The sequence below is a fragment of the Deinococcus phoenicis genome (genome assembly GCF_000599865.1).
In the GTDB taxonomy this organism is placed as follows: Bacteria; Deinococcota; Deinococci; order Deinococcales; family Deinococcaceae; genus Deinococcus; species Deinococcus phoenicis.
On record NZ_JHAC01000025.1, the window covers coordinates 197,259 to 215,000 of the forward strand.

Genomic DNA, 17,742 nt, shown 5'->3' on the forward strand with positions numbered 1-17,742 from the left:
CGCACTCACCGCCCCACCGCCTCCTCCGCCTGCCGGATGCTCAGGACGCGGCTGGCTCCGGTCTGGTCGGTCGTCACGCCCCAGAGCGCGTGCGCGACCTCCATCGTCGCCTTCTGGTGCGTGACGAGCAGGAACTGTGCCCCACGGGCCGAGAAGCGTTCCAGAAAGGCGGTGAAGCGGCGGATGTTCGCCTCGTCCAGCGGCGCGTCCACCTCGTCCAGCACGGCGAGGGGGAGTCCCCCGGCGCTGCCTTCTCCGCCCGCGTGGTTCAGCGCGAACAGGAAGCCCAGCCCCGCCATCGTGCGCTCGCCCGCCGAAAGCAGGGTCATGGAGCGGGTGCGCTTGCCCCTCGGCTGCACGGCCAGACGCAGGCCGGTCAGGCGGCCCGTCCCGTCCTCCTCGGGTTCCAGTTCGCCCTGGCCGCCCAGCAGTTCGGCGGAATACTCGCGGAAGGCGGCGTTCACCCGGCTAAAGGCGGCGCGGGTGGCGAGGCCCTCGGCGGTTTCCAGCCCGGTGAGGTGGGCGCGCAGTTCGGCGGCGGCGCTCTCGGCGTCGTCCAGTTCGGCCGTCAGGCGCTCCAGTTCCGCCCGCTCGGCGGCGTGGTCAGCCTCCGCGCGGGCATTCACCGGGCCGAGGCGCTCCAGCTCGGCGCGCGACCGGTTCAGGTCCGCCGTCCACTCGCGGGGCGTGCCGGGGGGGCTGCACCCGTCGGGAACGGCGTCCAGGCTGCCCTCGCGCCGGGCAACCAGCAACCGGAGGTCTTCCAGGCGGGCGCGGGTCTTGTTCTGCTCCCCGATCAGGGAGGTGTACGCCTGGGCCGCCGCGTCCCGCGCCCTCTCGGCGTGGTACAGCTCGTGTTCATCCAGCGTCCCGAGGGCCGTTTCGCGGCGCTGGACCTCGGCGGCGGCAGCGTTCAGGTGAGTTTGCTGCGCCCCGGCCGCCTCGGCGTTGGCGGTCAGGTGCCCCTTCAGGTCGGCGGCGCGGGCGCGGGCGGTGCGGAAGGCCCGCCACGCCGCGTCCAGCTCGCGGGCCAGGGCGAGGGCTTCCAGGGCGGCGCGTTCCTGGTCGCGGTGGCCCTCGGCAGAGGCGCGGGCTTCGAGCAGGTCGGCTTCCAGTTCGGCGGGGTCGGCAGCCGGAATGTCCAGTTCCGAAGGTGTGGGCGTCTGGGCGGCCACGCGCGTCAGCAGGCGGTCGCGGTGCGCGCTCAGGCTGCGGACCTGGGCGGCCAGTTCGGTCACACGCTTCTCGGCATCCTGTTCCTCGCGGGTGGCGCGATCGCGGGCGGCCAGCAGGGTGCCGTGTCCGTCCGCATCGCCGGAAAGGGTCGCCTGGACCTTCTTCAGTTCGGCACTCAGGCGGGCCGTCTGCCGGCCGGTGTCCTCCAGTTCCGCGTCCAGTTCCTGAAAACGGCGCTGGTCGGCCAGGACGTTGGAACCGGTATCGCGCAGGCGTCCGCCCGTGATCGCGCCGCCGGCCTCCAGCAGTTGGCCGTCCAGCGTGACCAGGCGCGGCCGGTTTGAATGCGCGCGGGCAATCCGGTTGGCGGCGCGCAGGTCCTCCACCACCAGGGTGTCGGCCAGAATCGCCTCGCCCACCAGTGGCGGGTCGGTGGGACACAGGTCGGCCAGGTTGCCGATCACACCGGCCTCGCGCAGCAGGGGGCCGTCACGGCGGGGCCGGGCGCGGATCAGGTCGAGGGGGAGGAAGGTCGCGCGCCCGCCCGCGCGCTTGAGTTCCTCGATGATCGTCCGGGCGTCCTCGCCGCTGCCCACCACGATCTGCTCCAGACGGCGGCCCAGCGCGGCGGTGATCGCCGTCTCGTACTCGGCGGGAACGGTCAGCAGGTCCGCCACCGAGCCGACGATGCCGGGGTGGTCCAGCCGTAGGGCGTTGCGCGCGCCCTCCCCGTAGCGGGCGTAGGAACCCAGGGTCTGTTCCAGCCGCTCACGCTCGCGGCGCAGCGGCGCGGCGCCGGCATTCAGGCGGGCGAGTTCGGCGGTGAGGTGCCGCTCGTGGGCCTGCGCGTCCGAGCGGCGGGCGGCCAGCGCCGCATATCCGGCCTCGGCCTGCTGGCGGGCGTGGGCGGCGGCCTCCAGGCGCTCACGGGCGGCGGCCAGGGCCTCCGAGGCGGCTTCCAGGTTGCCCTCGGCGCGTTCCAGTTCGCCCCCCAGCGTTTCCCGGCTGGCGTCCACGCGGGCGGCGGCCTCGGCCGCGCGGGCGGCCTGCTGGCGGGCGCGGGTCAGCTCGGCGTCCAGCGTGCGGGCGCGGCGCTCAGCGGCCTCGGCAGCGGTGCGGGCGGCGGTCACAGCGACTTCCAGCGCGGGGAGATCGGGGGCGGCGTCAGCGGGTGGGCGGCTGGGGAGGGCGGCGAGTTCGGCGCGCAGGCGTTCGGCCTCGGTCTGGAGGTGGCCCGCGTAACGCTCGGCCTGGGCGTGGGCGTCGCGGGCGGCGCGCAGGGCATCGAGCGCCCCGGCGAAGGCGTCGGCGCGGGCGCGGGCGTCGCCCACCGCCTCGCGGGCGGCCTCCACCCGGGCGGCAGCGGCCTGCACCTCGGCGGCGAGCTGGGCGCTGCGGGCGTCCAACGTGTCCGCTTCGGTCCGGGCGGCCATGATCTCGCGCCCCAGGGCCAGCTGGCGCTCGCGTTTCAGGGCGTCCTCCAGCATCAGCGTCCGCAAGGTGAGGTCGCGCCAGGACCGGGCGTCGCGGGCGGCCTGAGCGAGCCGCTCCACCCCCGCCGCGCGCTCAGCCTGCACCAGCCGCAGTTGCGCCAGATGCCCGTCGGCCTCACGCAGCCGCGCCTCGGTGTCCTGCCGGGCGGTAACGGCGCGCGACAGGCCCGCCGCCTCCTGCACGTAGCCCAGCAGAGTGCGCCCCTCGGCCTGCACGACGCCGCTCACCTCGCCCTGACCGATCACCGCCAAGCCCCCCGGTCCCAGCCCGGTGCCGCGTAGGGCACTCTGTACGTCACGCGCCCGGGCGGGCCGCCCGCCCAGGTCCTGCTCGCCGGTGCCGTCGCGGTAGACCCGGCGGGTCACGTTCACGCGGCCCTCCGCAGTCAGCAGTTCGACCTGTACCTCGGCCAGCCCCAGCGGAGCCTTGCCGCCGCTGCCGTGAAAGATCAGCTCGGTGCCGCGCCCCGCCCGCAGCTCGCGCGCCCGCGCCTGATGGGTCGCCCAGCGCAGCGCCTCCACCACGTTGCTCTTGCCGCTGCCGTTGGGACCGATCACGGCAGACACGCCCGGGCCGAACTCCAGCCGGGTGCGGTCCGCGAAACTCTTGAAGCCTTGGAGGGTAATGCTCTGGAGCATAGGGGGTCTAACAGTCTGACGGTCCAACCGTCTGACGGCAGGGGGAGGGAGTGGCTTTTAGACGGTCAGCCGGTTTGACAGTCAGACAGGTGCGCAGCACCCTAATCCGCGCAGTCCTGCCGGGTGTACGGCTCGCGCACGTCGAGGTGCCCCAGGGTGTCCACATTCTGCCCCTCGACCAGAAAGGTCACGTCCTGGCCACGCGTGTCGAGCAGGGTGCGGGTGAGGGTACACAGCAGCATGCGCTCACCGCTGGTGCCGTAGCGGAGTTTCTGATAGGCGGCGGGCAGATTCACGTAGTAGTGCTGGCCGCGGATCCAGAGTTTGGGGGCGGCCGTGCCTTCGGGCACCAGCCGCAACGCACCGGAGGCGCTGGGACCGCTGGCCCAGACGTTCAGGGCTGCCTGACCCAGGGTCGTGGGATTCTCCTCGGTGACCTGCACCGTGCGCGTTTCGGGTTTCAGGGACTGGACCTGCGTATCGGTGAAGTACACCTTCACCTTCACGTCGTGCCGTTCTTCCAGCTCCAGCTTCGGGGGTGTGGGCGTCGCGGGGGGCCGCTGCACCTCCTGATAGGCGTAGGCGGCGGCGGCGAGCAGCGCGGCGGTGACCACGTTGAAGAGGGAAAAGAGCCGCCTCACTGCCCCGCTCCTTTCTGGCCCGCCCCGGGTGTCGCGGCGGGGGCCGCGCGGCCCGCGTTCGCGGCGCGGGCGGTCAGGTAGGTGGCAATCGAGCGCGCCACCGCCACCGACATCGCCTGAAGACGGTCATCCACCCCGAGTTTGGCGCGGTCGTCGGCGTTGCTCACCCAGCCGAGTTCCAGCAGCAGCGCGGCCTCGGGGGCCTCTCCCAGGGTCAGGGTGCGGGTCACGTTCTCGGCCTTGGCGGTTACGCCCCCGCCGCGCAGTTCCCCGCGCAGCAACTCGCTGAGGCGGCGGGTGCCTCCGCCGTTCCCCACCGCAAGGTCGATGTAGGGGGCTTGCGCGCCGCCGCGCACGGCGTTCACGATCTGCGCTGCCGAGCTGCCGGTCGGTTCATACACCGTGACGCCGCCGCGCGGGCTGCCCGGAAAGCGGCCCAGATCGAGCGCCAGATACACGTCGCTGCGCCGGGCCAGGTCCAGCTTCTGGTTCAGCCCCAGCGCGGTCTGCGCGTCGCGGGTGAGCTTGACCTGCCACCCGGCCTTGTTCAGCAGCTCGGCGGCGCGGCGGGCCACGTCCAGCGTTACGTCGCGGCCCAGGCCACTGACGCGGGCCGGGTCCAGCACGATCAGGGGCCGCGAGATGCGTTCCAGCAGCGCCGGGCTGGTGTAGGGCACGCCCGGCCCCGCGTCCACCACCAGGCGCGCGCCGCCGGGGCGCACCACCCGGTAGACCCGGTACCCGCTGCCCGGTGGCAGGGTGAAACTGAGCTTCAGGTCGTCGCCGCTGCGGGTCACCTCCGCCTGGGGCACGAAGGCTCCCCGGGTGGTGTAGCGCCGGGCCTCGCCCTGCGCGCCCCTGAGGGTCACGGTCACGGTGGTGCCGCGCAGCTCGTCGCTGACCGGCACGTCGCGGCTGAGGTCCAGCACCAGCCGGTCCGTGTCCTTGCCCGCCCGGCTGCTGACGCCCTGAAGGATGGCCGGCACCACCCGGAAGTTTCCCGCCTGATAGCTGGCCCCCAGCCCGCGCGCCAGCGTGTCGAGCGGCAGGTAGAGATTTCCGTTCACCAGGGTCGCGGTCCGCGCCCGGACGCGCCCGGTATCGAGCTGCACGGTGTTGAAATCGGTCGTGGCCCGCTGCTGGTCCTCGTCGATGGGCAGCAGCAGCGTGTGCCCGTAGGCCTCCACGCGGGCGATCCCGCCGTCACGGGTCACGTTCAGCACGCGGCCCAGCACCGTCTCGCTGGCATATTCCGCGCCGTACAGGTTGATGCTCTGGACCTGCTGCCCGGCGAGATTCAGCTTGGTAAAGGCAACCTGCGCCCCCGCCAGCCCCGCGCACAGCAACGCCGCCGACAGCAGTAGGGGTCTGGAGAGGCGGCCTTTTTCCATTCGCCTGCTCGCGGCGCGTCCGCTCATAGCTCGCGCAGCTCCCGGCGCACGGTCTTCTCGGCCTCCGCGCGGCGCTTGTCGTGCAGCTTCTTGCCGCGCGCCAGGGCGAGTTCCACCTTGAAGACCCGGCCCTTCTGGTACAGCCGGGTGGGCACCAGCGTCAGGCCCTTTTGCTCCAGCGCGCGCCTCAGTTTGCTGATCTCCTCGCGGTGCAGCAGCAGGCGGCGACTTCTGCGCGGCTCGTGGTTGTTGTAGGTCGCTTCGGTGTAGGTCGGAATGTAGAGGCCCTCCAGCTCGATGTTGCCGCCCGAGAGGCGCGCGAACGCGTCCCGGAAGTCCACGCCGCCTGCCCGGACGCTCTTGACCTCGCTGCCGGTCAGACTGATCCCCGCCTCGAAGCGCTCCAGCAGTTCATATTCATGGTGCGCGCGGCGGTTCGTGTACACGCGGCGCATTCTAGCAGGGCCTCCCGGAAAGGACGAAGGGCGCAGAAAGGAACGGGGCCACCCCCAAAGCCCCCGGGGCCAGGGGCGCGCTCCTCTGCTCTCCCCTACTTCTTCGGCGGCCGGCTGGGCCGGACCTCGATGCGGCTGGGCAGCGTGCGTTCCGGCATCTCCAGCAGGTCGAGGGTGAGCTGGGCGATGTCTTCCGGCTGGATTTTCCAGGCGTCGGCCTCACTCGGCGTGTGCCCGCCGAAGTGGGTGGCGACGCTGCCCGGCATGATCTGCGTGACCTTGATGCCGTGCTGCCGCAGGTCGAGGGTCAGCACCTCCGAGAGGCCGTTCAGGCCGAACTTGCTGGCGTTGTAGGCGGCTCCGCCCGCAAAGGGGTTCTTCCCGGCCAGGCTGGACAGGGTGAAGATGTACCCGCCGCGCCGCTTGAGGGCCGTCAGGGCCGCCTTGATGGTGTAGAACGCGCCGTTCAGGTTGGTGTCGATCACCTCCTGCCACTGCTCGGTGGTCAGGTCCGCGACATTGGCAAAGCGCCCGACCCCCGCGTTCACGAACAGCACGTCCAGCCCACCGAACGCGGCCACATGGGCGTCCACCGCCTGCTGAAGTGCCTGCGGGTCGCGCACGTCGCACGCGACACCCCGGGCGTCCCGGCCGATGTCATGGGCCGCCGCCTCCACCTCGCCTGCGTGGCGGCTGGTCAGGGTCACGGCGTAGCCGGCGTTGGCCAGCGCCCGCGCGACCGCGAAGCCGATGCCCTTGCTGGCCCCCGTGACAAAGGCGCTTTTCCGGCTGGCGGCCTGAGGATCACTCTGGGTCATGCGGCGAAGCTAACACGCCCCGCTCACCGCTTCCGGGCAGGTGAAGGGGCGCTCAAGTCCGGGCACAGGGCAGACGCCCGGCCTTCAGGGAACCTGGCCTTCAGGGAAGCTGTTTGACGAGTTCACCGTAGAGATAGGTGGCGGCGTCAGCCTGGTGTTGCCAGAGCGTCAGCAGACCGAACTGGTCGCCCAGCGTGACCCGCTGACCGCTGGCCAGGTCGAAATCCAGCCGGGCGGTCAGCTTCGCCCAGGGCACCAGCGCGTCCGGGGTCACGAGGACCGGCGTCACCCGGATAGCTCCAGCAGCCTGCCCCCCGGTCATGACGGTGGCCCCGGGATAACGGCGACGGATGGCTCCTGCCGAGTCCCGCTTCATGGCGGCGAGGATGCCCGCGCGCTGCTCGGCATTGACGATGTTGGGGTTCCCCTCGATGCGCGGATCGAGAATCACATATTTCGCGGTGGCGAGGGCCGGGGAAGTCCACGCGCCGGACGGTGTGCCCTGCGCCAGGGCCGGGAGGGCCGTCCCACCGAGCAACGTCGTCAGGAGACCGGCTTTCAGACCTTTGTTCATGCGTCACAGTGCAGCACACCCCACCTGATGAACGGTGAAGCGGGCGTGAGGGGTCGCGGGCCGCCACAGGGCGTCTTCCGTGGGTCAGGCGCACGGAGGGTTCCGGGTCAGGTTTAGCATGGGCAGATGCAAGAGCTGCTGGACACCCTGCGCCGCCTGCGCGCCCCCGACGGTTGCCCCTGGGACCGCGAGCAGACGCACGAATCCCTGCGCCCCTACCTCCTGGAAGAGGCCGCCGAGGCTGTAGACGCCGTCAGCGAGGGACCCGCCGCCCTGGCGGGGGAACTGGGTGACGTGCTGTTGCAGGTGGCCTTTCATTCGGTGATTGCCCAGGAGGCGGGCACCTTTAGCTATGCGGACGTGGAACGCGGCATCGTGGAGAAGCTGGTGCGCCGGCACCCGCATGTCTTCGGAGAGGTCACGGTGTCGGGCGCGGACGAGGTGGTCACCAACTGGGAGGCCATCAAGACCGCCGAGCGCGCGGGCCGTCCGCGCAGCGCCGCCGAGCGGGTCCCCTCCGCGCTGGGTGCCCTGGCCCGCGAGACGCAGGCGCAGAAGCTGGCCGGGCGCGGGAAGACCGGGCGGGAGGCCGTGGCCGAGGTGCTCCAGTCGGCCCCCGAGACGGCGGTGGGGGTGGCCGAGGTCCTCTCCGCCGTCGTCGCCTGGGCACGCCGCGCCGGTGTGGAGGCCGAGGTGGCCCTGCGGGAGCGCACCCACGCCGCGCTCGCCGCCCTGCCCGACCCGGAGACCCACGCGTGACGTCTGCTGGCGAGACACCGGACCCGCTCGACCGGGCGCTGGACGATCCCTGGGCCGTGTGGCTGGGCCGCCGCGCCCGCACGCCCCTCCACCTGCCGGACTACCGCCGCGCCGCCGTGCTGGTCGCCCTGACCCGCGAGCGCGACCCGCGCGTGCTGCTGACGGTCCGGTCCGCGGACCTGCCCACCCACCGGGGCCAGATCAGCTTTCCGGGGGGCAGCCTGGAAGCCGCCGAGACACCCGTCCAGGCGGCCCTGCGCGAGGCCGAGGAGGAGGTGGGCCTCGATCCCCGGACGGTGCATGTCCTGGGGGAACTCGACGACGTGTTCACCCCGGTCGGCTTTCACGTCACGCCGGTGCTGGCCCGCGTTCCCGCCGAACCCCGGCTGACCCTCACGGCGGAGGTCGCGCAGATCATCACGCCCACGCTGGGCGAACTGCGCGGCCTGGACGTAATTCATGAGACGCGCACCCTCCCGGGCGGTCAGCAGGTGCCGCTCTACCGCTTTCCCTGGCGCGGGCACGACATCTGGGGCATGACGGCGCGGGTTCTGCACGACCTCCTCCAGCATGGGCCGTGACCCGGGCCAGGAGACAGGAAAACACCCCCACCACGGGGGTGAGGGTGAATGCTGGAACCCGGTCGGGCCGCTGGCTCAGCGGGCGGGCGTGACGGTGATCTGGGCGTCGCGCTGCACGTTGTAGGTGTTGACGAAGGTGCGGTAGCCGGGGGCGATCAGCACGACCTCGTGGCTGCCACGGGCGACCGTGAGGCTCAGGCCGCCGTTGCGGATGGTGCCGACCTCTTCGCCGTCCACGAAGACGCGCGCGCCGGTCACGTTGCTGCGGATGGCCAGGGTGTACTGGTTGCTGACGACCGGGGCGGGCGTGACGACCTGCGCGAACTCGACGTTCAGGTTGGTCGTGGTCCCGGCACGCACCGTGATGGTGGTGGTGTAGTCACGGTAGCCGGGGGCCTGCACGCGCACCGGGTAGCTGCCGGGGCGGATGTTGCTGAAGGTGGTGTTGGCGCTGCCGAGACGCTGGCCGTTCAGGATCACGGTCGCGTTGGCGACGTTGGTGCCCACAAACAGGTTGCCGGTCTGCACGGGGGTCTGGCCGACCACGGTGAAGAAGGCTGTGTCACTCACCCAGCTGTTCTGGGGAATGGGGTTCACCACGATGCTCAGCGCCTGCGCGAGCTGCTGCTGACCGCGGGCGGTGACGGTGGCGAACTGGTCCTGGCCGGTCTTGAAGGAGCTGATCTGGTCGAGGTTCAGCGGCGTCAGGCTGGCGAGGGCCAGCACCTTGTTCAGGCCGATATCGTTGCCCACCGTGAAGGTGAAGTTGGCGCCGGCGGCGGGGAACACGGTGGTGGTGTTGGCCTTCACGAAGTTGCTGTCGCTCAGGCGGTTGGGGAGAATCTGCGTGACCTCGCCGGTCGCGTCCACGTTGAACAGGTACACGTAGGCGTCGCGGTTCACGGTGGTGCTGATGCGGATGTTCTCACCGGCACGGTAGGTGGGGTTGTTGTTCCCGCTCTGGTCCTTGTCCACGCGCACGCTGACGCTCAGGTCGGGCTGCACGGGGTTCACGATAATGCTCTGGGCGCTGATCTTGGGGGCCGCGGCCGCGGTGCTGAGCAGCAGTGCGGCGGGGATCATCAGAAGCTTTTTCATGTGGTACCTCCGAACAGCAGAGTACGGGGACCAACTTGACGGGCCATGAGCCGGGTGGGGGGGAAACTTAATGGTGCTTCAGCCCACGGTCAGGAAGGTGATGCCCGTCTGACACGACATTTTTCACATCGCAGGCGGTCAGCGGATGATGCGTGCGGGTTCGACGTTGGCGGCCCGCCGCGCCGGAATCAGGGCGGCCAGCAGCGTGGTGCCCAGGCCGACCGCGTTGACCCATAGCAGGTCCGTCCAGCGCACCTCGACCGGCAGGGCCGTGATGAAGTACAGGTCGCCCGGCAACTGGAAAGGCCGGACCTTGAAATACGCGCTGATGCCCAGGCCCAGCAGGTTGCCCAGCAGCAGCCCCGCCAGCCCCAGCAGCGCCCCCTCGATCAGAAAGGTCCGCAGGATGACGCCCCGCGTGGCCCCGATGGCGCGCAGGATGGCGATTTCCTGCGTCTTCTCGAACACGGCCAGCGTCAGCACGTTGGCGATCCCGAAGGCCGCGACAATCACGATCAGAAAGACCACGAAGGCGATCACCCGCTTCTGGAGGGCGAGCTGGTCGAGCAGCGTGCCGTAGAGGTTCTGCCAGGGCACCGCGCTGTAGGGCCGCGTGCGTGTCAGGGCGTCCCCGACCTGTGGAGCGGCTTCCGGATCGTTCAGCCGCAACTGATACCCGCTGATGGTGCCCGTGTCCTGAAGCGCCTGGAGGGTGCCCAGGCTGGTGAAGGCGTACCCGGAGTCGATCAGGTAATTGCCGGTGCTGAAGACACCCTTCACCCGCAACGTCGCGCGGCGCTGCCCGCTGTTCAGCAGCCGGACCTCATCGCCGGTAAAGGCCCCGACGCTGCGGGCCAGCGCCGAGCCGAGGAGCACCTCGTTCTGACCCAGGGTCCGCAAGAGCGTGCCCTCCTCGGGGCTGAGTTGCAGGACGTTCGCGGCCTCCGGCGTCACGCCGAAGAGGGTGGTGAAGTCCACGCCCGCGCGCCTTCCCGCCCCCGCCGGGCGGGTCAGCAGGCCCTTGTCACCCAGGAAGGGCACGAACGCCGTCACGCGCGGGTCGGCGCGCATCTCGGCTTCCAGGGCGGGGTCGCGTGGAGCCGGCGTGAAGGCCGTGAGGCTCAGGTGCGGACTGGCCCGCAACGTCGCGTCCACCAGGGCGCGCGTGAAGCCGTTGGTCAGGCTCAGCGCGGCGATCAGCACCATCACGCCCACCGCGATCCCCAGCACAGTCAGGAGATTCTGGGTGCGCCGGCGGGACAGGTGCGCGCGGGCGAGCGTCCAGGCGAGATCGGGGGGAGAGGGGGCCACGTCTGCGGAGGATAACAGAGGCCGCCCGGCCCGCCCGGTTGCGGCCCCTGAACGCCCGGGCCGTGCGGCAGCCAGCCTTCAGACCAGGCGGCGCTCCAACAGACAAAACGGCAGCGTGGGCGACCGCTCGGGTCTGCCCACGCTGCTGCCGGGGTGAACGTTTGAGCAGGCTCAGCGGACGGCGGTGATCCGGACCTGGCGCGCCCCGAACTGGATGGCCTGGCTGCGGGTGGACATCCAGATATCCAGGCTTCCCGTCTTGCGGGCGGCCATGGTGTCCTCCACCGTGAAGACGCGGCCCCGGAACAGGTTGTTGTACCTGCCACTCAGGTCCTCGATCATGATCTTGCTGCCGTAGGGGAAGCTGCGCAGCAGGTCACGGCTGAGGGCGACCACCCCGCTGCGGACGCGGGTGCCCGTCGCGGTGATGAAGGGCGTGCTGTCTGTCTGGCCGGGGGTGCTGTTGTACGCCGTGGCGCGCACCACGGCGCTGCGCCCCGTGCGGCTGGTGCCCCGGGCCAGTTCCGTTTCAGCCAGCTGAACCCCGAGTGCCCGGGTCTGCGCCGCCTGAACGGCCCCGGAAGGCTGGACCGCCGCCGTGGGCGCAGCGGGCTGAACACTGACGGAGGGCTGGGGAAGGACAGGCGCCTCGGGGGCCAGGGCGTCACGCACAGCCTGAGCGGCGACACTGGGGGTAGGAAGAAGCGGGGTGGCGCTCGCGGCACCAACAGCAGTCAGCAGGATGACACCCATCCAGCGGTAGAGCGTATGGGACATGCAATCTCCAGAGGCCGTACGGGAAGGCACGGCCGTTAAGTGAAATCAGAAATAAGGAGCGGCCCTGAAGCCAGGCTCTCTTCAGGACTGAGCCTAAAGATGAGGTCTGGGAGCCTGATGTGGAAACGGGGCAATTTCTCTCATTTCGTCTGCCGACAGTCCGCACATCTGAGTTGTCGGGCAAGCTACATCACGTTATAGACGCATCCTTCAGATGAGACGGCTTCTAATGCTCTCATTTACTCCCTCATGAAAGCTGGCCCAATCCCCGGAGGAAAATGCTGCCCACAGGCCAGATCTCTGGCCCGAAGCCCCCCATACGTAATCCTTTCTCCATTGAAGGCTTAACAACGGCGGGCGAGGACACCTGACCGTGTCGCTCGCCCGCTTGACCGCAGAGATGTCCTCACAGACTTCTTATTTTTTCTCCTCGGGCTGTTCCTGCTCGCTGGGGGCAGCGGCCCAGCGCGAGATGATCTCGGAAGCCACGTCGCGGTAGATCGGCGCCGCCAGCATCGAGCCGTGGTAGTCGATCTTGGCCCCATGAACCATCACGGTGATGGTGACGCGCGGCGCATCCGCCGGGAAGAACCCCGCGAAGACACTGTCGAACAGGTTGCTGGAATAGCCGTGTGCGCTGGCCACCTGGGCGGTGCCCGTCTTGCCCGCCAGCGCGTACCCCTTGATCCCGGCCTGATGGGGAATCTGCTTGTCGATCACGGCCTGGAGCATGGCGCGGGTGGTGCGGGCCGTCTCGGGGCGCAGGACCTCACGCCGCTCGCCCGCCGGTTCGCCCTCCACCAGCCGGGGCGAGACATACAGGCCGTCGTTCGCCAGGCTGTTGTAGGCCGCCGCCAGTTGCAGGTTGGTGCCACTCATGCCCTGGCCGAAAGCGTTGGTGGCGCGCACCAGCTCGTCCCAGTTGCGCAGCGGCTGCAAGCGGCCCGTGCTGGTGATCACGGTGGGCAGGTCCACATAGTTCCCGAAGCCGTAGTGGTTCAGGTAGCCGCGCATCCGGTCGGCGGGAAAGTGCTCGACGATGTGGCTCATGCCCACGTTGCTGCTGAATTGCAGCACCTGCCGGGTGGTCAGGCTGCCGGGGTGCTGCACCGCGTCCCCGATGGTGCTGCCCCAGCGCCCGCCCACGTAGCGGCGCATGGGGGTGTTGTAGACCGTGTCGGGGGTGGTCAGCCCCTCGTTCAGGGCCGCCGCGACCACCAGGCCCTTGATGGTCGAGCCGGGTTCGAACACGTCCAGGAAGGGCCGGTTCCGCCGCGCCTCGGGGCTGTAGTCGCGCCAGGCATTGGGATCGAAGGGCGGGTAGCTGGCGGCGGCCAGGACGCGGCCGGTCCGGGTTTCCAGCACGACCACCGAGCCGTACTCGCCCTGGTGCTTGGGGACCGCCTGGGCCAGCGCGGCCTCGGCGGCGGCCTGCACCCCGGGGTCGAGGGTGAGTTTCAGGTTCTTGCCCCCCTCCAGCGCGCGGTTGTAGGCGGCTTCCAGACCTTCCAGGCCCTCGGTCGCGCCCATCAGGCCGACGACCTGCCCGGCCAGTTTGCCCTGCGGATACACCCGTTTGCCGTTCACGCTGCGGGCCAGAACGGTTCCGTCGGCGGCGGTGATGGTGCCGCGCGCCTGCATCACCGTGCGTTTGACACCCTGGGGCACGTTCCATTCCAGCTGGGCGTAGGCCCACACCAGGGTCAGAAACAGGATCAGCGCGATCACTTGCATCAGGCGGGAACGGTGGTGAATCTTCACTTCCATTCGGTCGTCACCTCCAGGGTGGTGTGGGCAGCGGCGGGGGCGGGGGCGGGCACACCGGTCAGGTCCTGGGTGGTCTTGGGCGCTTCGGCAAAGCGGCGCATCCCGTTCTGAAAGGCCCAGTCGCGCACCCGCTGCGGATTGCCCAGGGCCTGCACCCGCAGTTCCAGTTCATCGCGCTGGGTGGTCAGCGCCACTTCCCGGTCCTGGGCGGTCCGCAGCGTGGGCCGCACATCCTGTGTCAGCAGCCGCGCGCCGACCAGCATCAGCGCCAGGACCAGATAGATGGCGACGTAGCGAATGGCCCGTGCCCGCCAGGTCGCGGCACTCAGGTCAAACCGGGGGGCCATCACGGCGTCTCCCCAGGGGCCGTCTTTTCAAGGGCCGTCTTCTCGGCGACGCGCAGTTTGGCGCTGCGGGCGCGGGGGTTGCCCACCTGCTCGGCCTCGCTGGCCTCGACCGGACGTTTGGTCAGGGGGGTCAGCCAGGTGCTGCCCCGCAGGAAGCGTTTCACGATGCGGTCTTCGAGCGAGTGAAAGGAGATCACCGCCAGGCGGCCTCCCGGAGCGAGCAGCGCCTCGGCAGCCTGGAGGCCGTCGCGCAGGGCACCCAGTTCGTCGTTCACGTGAACGCGCAGCGCCTGAAAGGTCCGGCGGGCCGGATGAATGCCCTTGGAAAACCCGGGGTAGGCCCGCTTGATGATCTCCGCGAGCTGCACGGTGCTCTCGATAGGCGCCTTCTCGCGCGCCTGTCCGATGGCTCGGGCAATGCGGCGCGAGTGGCGGTCCTCGCCGTACTCGTAGATGATCGCCGCGAGATCCTCCTCGGCGTAGGTGTTCACCACGTCGGCGGCACTCTCGCCCGCCTGAGCCATGCGCATGTCGAGCGGCGCGTCGGTGTGATAGGAAAAGCCGCGCCCCGCGTCGTCGAGCTGAAAGCTGCTCACGCCGATGTCGAGCAGCACGCCGTCCACCTGCGTGACGCCGGAAGCGGCCAGCAGCTCACGCATGTCGCGGTAGTTGCCTTCCAGCACGGTCAGGTGGGGCAGACCGGCCTCACGGGCGCGGTTCAGGGCGTAGGGGTCCTGATCGATGCCGATCACGGCCGCGCCCGCCTCCAGCAGCAGCCGGGTGTGTCCGGCCCCGCCGAGGGTGCCGTCCACGATCACGCGGCCCGGTGCGGGCGCCAGGGCGTCCAGCACCTCGGCGGCCAGAACCGGGGTATGAGAGAGCGAATCGGGGGAAGTGGGCAGGTCGGGGGAGGCAGTGTTCATGTTGGTCACGCCACGAAGTTGGCGAGAAGGTCGGGTTTGGGCGGGTCGTCCTGCACGGCCTGGATGGCCGCTTCCCAGCGGGGCGGACTCCAGAGTTCCAGCCGTCCGGGTGCGCCCGCCACGATCACGTCGCTGTCCAGCTGCGCGAAGGCCCGCAGGGTTTGCGGCACCGAGACGCGGCTCTGGTTGTCCAGCCGCGCCTTGTTCGCACCGGAATAGAAGAAGCGGACGAACGCGCGCGACCCGGCGTCCGTGATCGGCAGGCCCTCCAGCTGTTCTTCCACGCGCCGCCAGCTGGCGAGCGGGAACACATACAGGCAGCCTTCCATGCCCCGTGTGAGAATCATCCCGTCCTCGACGAATTCCCGAAAGGCGGGTGGCATGACCACGCGGCCTTTATCGTCGATGGTGTAGGGGTACTCTCCAAAGGGCAATGCTCTCCTCATTCCCACGGGTCAGCCACCGGGCGGGCCGGCGAAAGGCACGTGTCTGACAGCCCTTTGACACGCTCTGGGCGCAGTTCTGGGCTGTTGCCGCGAGTGTAACAGTCCAGCTCGCGATTTACCACCGATCCCCACAATTTCCCCTCTTCTTCCACGCTCTCGGCCCCTCTTTCCCACCCGGCCACCCCGGCCCTCGCGGAGGAATGCGGCGGAAGCCCGAACCCTTAGACCCGAAAAGTACGTCTGGAACGGCATTCAGCCCTCCAGAGCAGGCTGGGGACACGGAAGAGGCAGCTTTCCCCCCTTCCCCACTCTGGCCGTGGGACAATTCCCCACCGGCTCCCCCTTAGCCTCTGCCCATGCAGAACCTGCCCCCACGCTCCCCGAACTCCATGACGACCGGCGCGGTCCTCGCGGCCCTGGGCATCGCCCTGGGGGCCTTCGGCGCGCACGCCCTCAAGAACAGACTCGACCCCGCCATGCTCGCCAACTTCGAAACCGGCGTGCGGTATCAGATGTATGCCGCCCTGGCGCTCCTCGTTCTGGGCACGCAACCGGCACAACGCCGCGCCCCCGCGCTCCTCCTGGCCGGAGCCGTGATCTTCAGCGGGTCGCTCTACATTCTGGCGTTGAGTGGGCAGCGGTGGCTGGGGGCCGTTACGCCCATCGGCGGCGTGCTGCTGATCGCGGGATTTGCGCTGGCCGCGCTGGACGCCCGCCGAGCGTAGAGGGTCTGGAAAGAGACCCCTCTTTTTCCACAGTCCACGGGGAACCGGAGAAGACAGAGGGCCACCCACACCATGCCGGTGGGTGGCCCTCTGTCTGATGGTGCGGGGAGGCGATAAGCCGGGTTCTGTGGCCCACCGGGAGGTGGGGTCACGGTCATCTCTCTGGGACGCACGTCGCCGCGCGCCTCAAGCGACCATCCTGGCGGTCAGTGGGGCGGGCCGCCCCTCGCGCACTGTCGGGTCTTGCACCGGATGGGGTTTACCAGCGCCCCGCGTCTCCGGGGGGCCTGGTGCGCTCTTACCGCACCGTTTCACCCTGACCACCCCCCCGCCCACGCCTGAGGCTCCACGTTCTGCACGCCGAGGGGTGGCGGTCTGGTTTCTGTGGCACTGTCCTTCGGCTTCGCCGCTGCCCGCACGCTTTCGGCGTTCATGCAGGCGCTCGGCTCGCCGACCAGCCGTTAGCTGGCATCCTGCCCTGCGGTGCCCGGACTTTCCTCACCCTGTGGCCAGGGCGCGACCGTGAACCTCCCCGCGCTGGACAGTCTAGCAGAGGGCCGCCGCCAACGCTTCCGCTTCTGGTCCCCGCCCGCGCGCTCAGCCCCAGCGTTCCAGCGTCTCCCGCTCGGCCCGCTCCCAGGCGTGGCGGGGCACCAGCCCAGGGTTGAGCAGGTCGTGGAGGTTGCGGGGCGAAAGCGGGCGATATTCGCCGGGGTCCAGATCGCCCAGCCACAGGCCGCCGACGCGGTAGCGCAGCAGGCGCGTGACCGGGTGGCCGATGGCCTCCAGCATCCGGCGCACCTGACGGTTGCGGCCTTCCCCGAGCGTGACGAAGGCGCCGCCCCGCGCGGGCCGGGCGCTCAGGGCGCGCGCGGGACCATCGTCCAGTTCGGTGCCGTCCAGCAACTGCCGCAATTCGGCCTCGCCGGGGTCCTCGTCGCCTGCGGTCCAGGCCCGGTAGGCCTTCTCGTGGCCGTAGCGCGGATGCGTCAGGGTCAGCGTGAGCTGGCCGTCGGTGGTCAGGAGCAGCAGCCCTTCGGAATCCTTGTCCAGCCGCCCGACGGGATGCAGGCCGGGGACCGGAGGCATGGCGTCCAGGACGTTGCGGCGACCGTACTCGTCGCGGGCGGTGGTCACGTAGCCGGCGGGCTTGTGCAGCAAAAAGGTCACGCTTTCCAGCGCCGCCGTCTCGATCAGCGCGCCGTCCACCCGCACCTCGTCGGTGGGCGACACCGTGCGGCCCAGCGCCGCGACCTCGCCGTTCACGGTCACGCGGCCCGCCGTGATGAGGTCCTCGGCGGCGCGGCGGGAGGCGACCCCGGCGCGGGCGAGGCGCTTCTGGAGGCGCTCTCCCCCGGCCGGTCCGCTTCCCCCGTTCCCGGCCTCGCCCGTCACAGGCGGCTCCGGCGGGCCGGCACCATGAAAAGGCCCACGACGGCGGTCAAGGTCAGGACGGTCGAGAGCGCCAGCAGGGCCGTGCGCACGGCGGCGGGCAGCGTGTCGCCCAGACGCAGCGCCGGCGGCACCAGCGCCGCGACCGTCAGCAGGTTGCCTCCGGCCAGGGCAAAGGCACTCAGGCTGTCGGGGCGGGCGCTCGCCGCGAGCAGGAACACGCCCCACGCCACGAACAGGCCGCCCGCCGCGCGCGCGAGCCACAGCGGCGAGACGCCCAGGAGGGACGCTAGCCCCGGCGGCAGAAAGTACAGGACCAGCCCGACTGGCAAGAACACCAGCGCGGTCAACCAGAAGGCGGCGCGCAACACGCCCCGCAGTGTAGGGCAGCGGGACAGGGGCAGGGGGACAGGAACGCGGCGGCCTGGC

The 17,742-nt window shown here is 70.4% G+C and carries 18 protein-coding genes and 1 other RNA gene; 3 read left to right on the forward strand and 16 right to left on the reverse strand.

Annotated elements, in window-relative coordinates; translation table 11 throughout:
• Positions 1-5: 5 nt before the first annotated feature.
• From DEIPH_RS08480 to DEIPH_RS08505, 6 genes are all read right to left on the reverse strand, one after another.
• Positions 6-3,308: an AAA family ATPase gene (locus DEIPH_RS08480; RefSeq protein ID WP_034356738.1), complete on the reverse strand. Its 3,303-nt coding sequence runs from the start codon at positions 3,306-3,308 to the stop codon at positions 6-8.
• Between the two features lie 101 nt (positions 3,309-3,409).
• On the reverse strand, positions 3,410-3,949 hold the full coding sequence (locus DEIPH_RS08485; protein WP_034356739.1) for a GerMN domain-containing protein: 540 nt from the start codon (positions 3,947-3,949) through the stop codon (positions 3,410-3,412).
• Positions 3,946-5,367 (reverse strand): N-acetylmuramoyl-L-alanine amidase family protein, encoded by a 1,422-nt coding sequence (locus DEIPH_RS08490; RefSeq protein ID WP_235183203.1) that lies wholly within the window; start codon positions 5,365-5,367, stop codon positions 3,946-3,948. Before DEIPH_RS08490 ends, DEIPH_RS08485 begins: the two co-directional genes overlap by 4 nt.
• Entirely contained in the window at positions 5,364-5,795 is a 432-nt protein-coding gene (gene smpB / locus DEIPH_RS08495; protein ID WP_034356743.1) for an SsrA-binding protein SmpB, read from the reverse strand. Before smpB ends, DEIPH_RS08490 begins: the two co-directional genes overlap by 4 nt.
• 95 nt (positions 5,796-5,890) lie before the next feature.
• A complete protein-coding gene (locus DEIPH_RS08500) occupies positions 5,891-6,613 on the reverse strand; it encodes an SDR family oxidoreductase (protein WP_034356745.1) in 723 nt (240 codons plus the stop codon).
• A 100-nt stretch (positions 6,614-6,713) separates the two neighbouring features.
• On the reverse strand, positions 6,714-7,187 hold the full coding sequence (locus DEIPH_RS08505; RefSeq protein ID WP_034356747.1) for a hypothetical protein: 474 nt from the start codon (positions 7,185-7,187) through the stop codon (positions 6,714-6,716).
• 126 nt (positions 7,188-7,313) lie between these two features.
• Between DEIPH_RS08505 and DEIPH_RS08510 the strand changes: the two genes are divergently transcribed.
• Both DEIPH_RS08510 and DEIPH_RS08515 read left to right on the forward strand, forming a co-directional pair.
• Positions 7,314-7,946 (forward strand): MazG family protein, encoded by a 633-nt coding sequence (locus DEIPH_RS08510; protein ID WP_034356749.1) that lies wholly within the window; start codon positions 7,314-7,316, stop codon positions 7,944-7,946.
• Positions 7,943-8,527 (forward strand): NUDIX hydrolase, encoded by a 585-nt coding sequence (locus tag DEIPH_RS08515; RefSeq protein ID WP_034356752.1) that lies wholly within the window; start codon positions 7,943-7,945, stop codon positions 8,525-8,527. Before DEIPH_RS08510 ends, DEIPH_RS08515 begins: the two co-directional genes overlap by 4 nt.
• 75 nt (positions 8,528-8,602) lie before the next feature.
• On the opposite strand, the gene DEIPH_RS08520 is transcribed toward DEIPH_RS08515, so the two are convergent.
• The 7 genes from DEIPH_RS08520 to mraZ form a co-directional block, all read right to left on the reverse strand.
• Positions 8,603-9,625, reverse strand: a complete 1,023-nt coding sequence (locus DEIPH_RS08520; RefSeq protein ID WP_034356754.1) for a PEGA domain-containing protein — start codon at positions 9,623-9,625, stop codon at positions 8,603-8,605.
• A gap of 138 nt (positions 9,626-9,763) precedes the next feature.
• The gene (locus DEIPH_RS08525; protein ID WP_034356757.1) at positions 9,764-10,936 is read right to left on the reverse strand and encodes an ABC transporter permease; all 1,173 of its coding nucleotides are present in this window, start codon (positions 10,934-10,936) and stop codon (positions 9,764-9,766) included.
• A 171-nt stretch (positions 10,937-11,107) separates the two neighbouring features.
• The gene (locus DEIPH_RS08530; RefSeq protein ID WP_034356760.1) at positions 11,108-11,713 is read right to left on the reverse strand and encodes an RlpA-like double-psi beta-barrel domain-containing protein; all 606 of its coding nucleotides are present in this window, start codon (positions 11,711-11,713) and stop codon (positions 11,108-11,110) included.
• 417 nt (positions 11,714-12,130) lie between these two features.
• Positions 12,131-13,480: a peptidoglycan D,D-transpeptidase FtsI family protein gene (locus DEIPH_RS08535; protein WP_034356763.1), complete on the reverse strand. Its 1,350-nt coding sequence runs from the start codon at positions 13,478-13,480 to the stop codon at positions 12,131-12,133.
• A complete protein-coding gene (locus tag DEIPH_RS08540) occupies positions 13,471-13,827 on the reverse strand; it encodes a hypothetical protein (RefSeq protein ID WP_034356766.1) in 357 nt (118 codons plus the stop codon). The genes DEIPH_RS08535 and DEIPH_RS08540 overlap by 10 nt, the downstream gene beginning before the upstream one ends.
• On the reverse strand, positions 13,827-14,750 hold the full coding sequence (rsmH, locus tag DEIPH_RS08545) for a 16S rRNA (cytosine(1402)-N(4))-methyltransferase RsmH (protein WP_034356768.1): 924 nt from the start codon (positions 14,748-14,750) through the stop codon (positions 13,827-13,829). The genes DEIPH_RS08540 and rsmH overlap by 1 nt, the downstream gene beginning before the upstream one ends.
• Before the next feature lie 5 nt (positions 14,751-14,755).
• Positions 14,756-15,184, reverse strand: coding sequence for a division/cell wall cluster transcriptional repressor MraZ (mraZ, locus tag DEIPH_RS08550; RefSeq protein WP_034356771.1), 429 nt, complete (start codon positions 15,182-15,184; stop codon positions 14,756-14,758).
• Positions 15,185-15,552: 368 nt separating this feature from the next.
• Here mraZ and DEIPH_RS08555 point away from each other — a divergent pair, with 368 nt between their 5' ends.
• A complete protein-coding gene (locus DEIPH_RS08555) occupies positions 15,553-15,921 on the forward strand; it encodes a DUF423 domain-containing protein (RefSeq protein ID WP_034356774.1) in 369 nt (122 codons plus the stop codon).
• A gap of 98 nt (positions 15,922-16,019) precedes the next feature.
• On the opposite strand, the gene rnpB is transcribed toward DEIPH_RS08555, so the two are convergent.
• From rnpB to DEIPH_RS08565, 3 genes are all read right to left on the reverse strand, one after another.
• Positions 16,020-16,457, reverse strand: an RNA gene (rnpB, locus tag DEIPH_RS18760) — RNase P RNA component class A.
• 61 nt (positions 16,458-16,518) lie between these two features.
• Positions 16,519-17,316 (reverse strand): pseudouridine synthase, encoded by a 798-nt coding sequence (locus DEIPH_RS08560; RefSeq protein WP_034356777.1) that lies wholly within the window; start codon positions 17,314-17,316, stop codon positions 16,519-16,521.
• Positions 17,313-17,684: a hypothetical protein gene (locus tag DEIPH_RS08565; RefSeq protein WP_034356779.1), complete on the reverse strand. Its 372-nt coding sequence runs from the start codon at positions 17,682-17,684 to the stop codon at positions 17,313-17,315. Before DEIPH_RS08565 ends, DEIPH_RS08560 begins: the two co-directional genes overlap by 4 nt.
• Positions 17,685-17,742 lie beyond the last annotated feature (58 nt).

Bases quoted from the DNA above. Each gene is read 5' to 3' on its own strand.
- DEIPH_RS08510 (WP_034356749.1), top strand. From the start codon at position 7,314: ATGCAAGAGCTGCTGGACACCCTGCGCCGCCTGCGCGCCCCCGACGGT.
- DEIPH_RS08540 (WP_034356766.1), bottom strand. From the start codon at position 13,827: ATGGCCCCCCGGTTTGACCTGAGTGCCGCGACCTGGCGGGCACGGGCC.
- DEIPH_RS08505 (WP_034356747.1), bottom strand. From the start codon at position 7,187: ATGAACAAAGGTCTGAAAGCCGGTCTCCTGACGACGTTGCTCGGTGGG.
- DEIPH_RS08530 (WP_034356760.1), bottom strand. From the start codon at position 11,713: ATGTCCCATACGCTCTACCGCTGGATGGGTGTCATCCTGCTGACTGCT.
- DEIPH_RS08500 (WP_034356745.1), bottom strand. From the start codon at position 6,613: ATGACCCAGAGTGATCCTCAGGCCGCCAGCCGGAAAAGCGCCTTTGTC.
- smpB (WP_034356743.1), bottom strand. From the start codon at position 5,795: ATGCGCCGCGTGTACACGAACCGCCGCGCGCACCATGAATATGAACTG.
- rsmH (WP_034356768.1), bottom strand. From the start codon at position 14,750: ATGAACACTGCCTCCCCCGACCTGCCCACTTCCCCCGATTCGCTCTCT.
- DEIPH_RS08480 (WP_034356738.1), bottom strand. From the start codon at position 3,308: ATGCTCCAGAGCATTACCCTCCAAGGCTTCAAGAGTTTCGCGGACCGC.
- DEIPH_RS08535 (WP_034356763.1), bottom strand. From the start codon at position 13,480: ATGGAAGTGAAGATTCACCACCGTTCCCGCCTGATGCAAGTGATCGCG.
- DEIPH_RS08520 (WP_034356754.1), bottom strand. From the start codon at position 9,625: ATGAAAAAGCTTCTGATGATCCCCGCCGCACTGCTGCTCAGCACCGCG.
- DEIPH_RS08555 (WP_034356774.1), top strand. From the start codon at position 15,553: ATGCAGAACCTGCCCCCACGCTCCCCGAACTCCATGACGACCGGCGCG.
- DEIPH_RS08490 (WP_235183203.1), bottom strand. From the start codon at position 5,367: ATGAGCGGACGCGCCGCGAGCAGGCGAATGGAAAAAGGCCGCCTCTCC.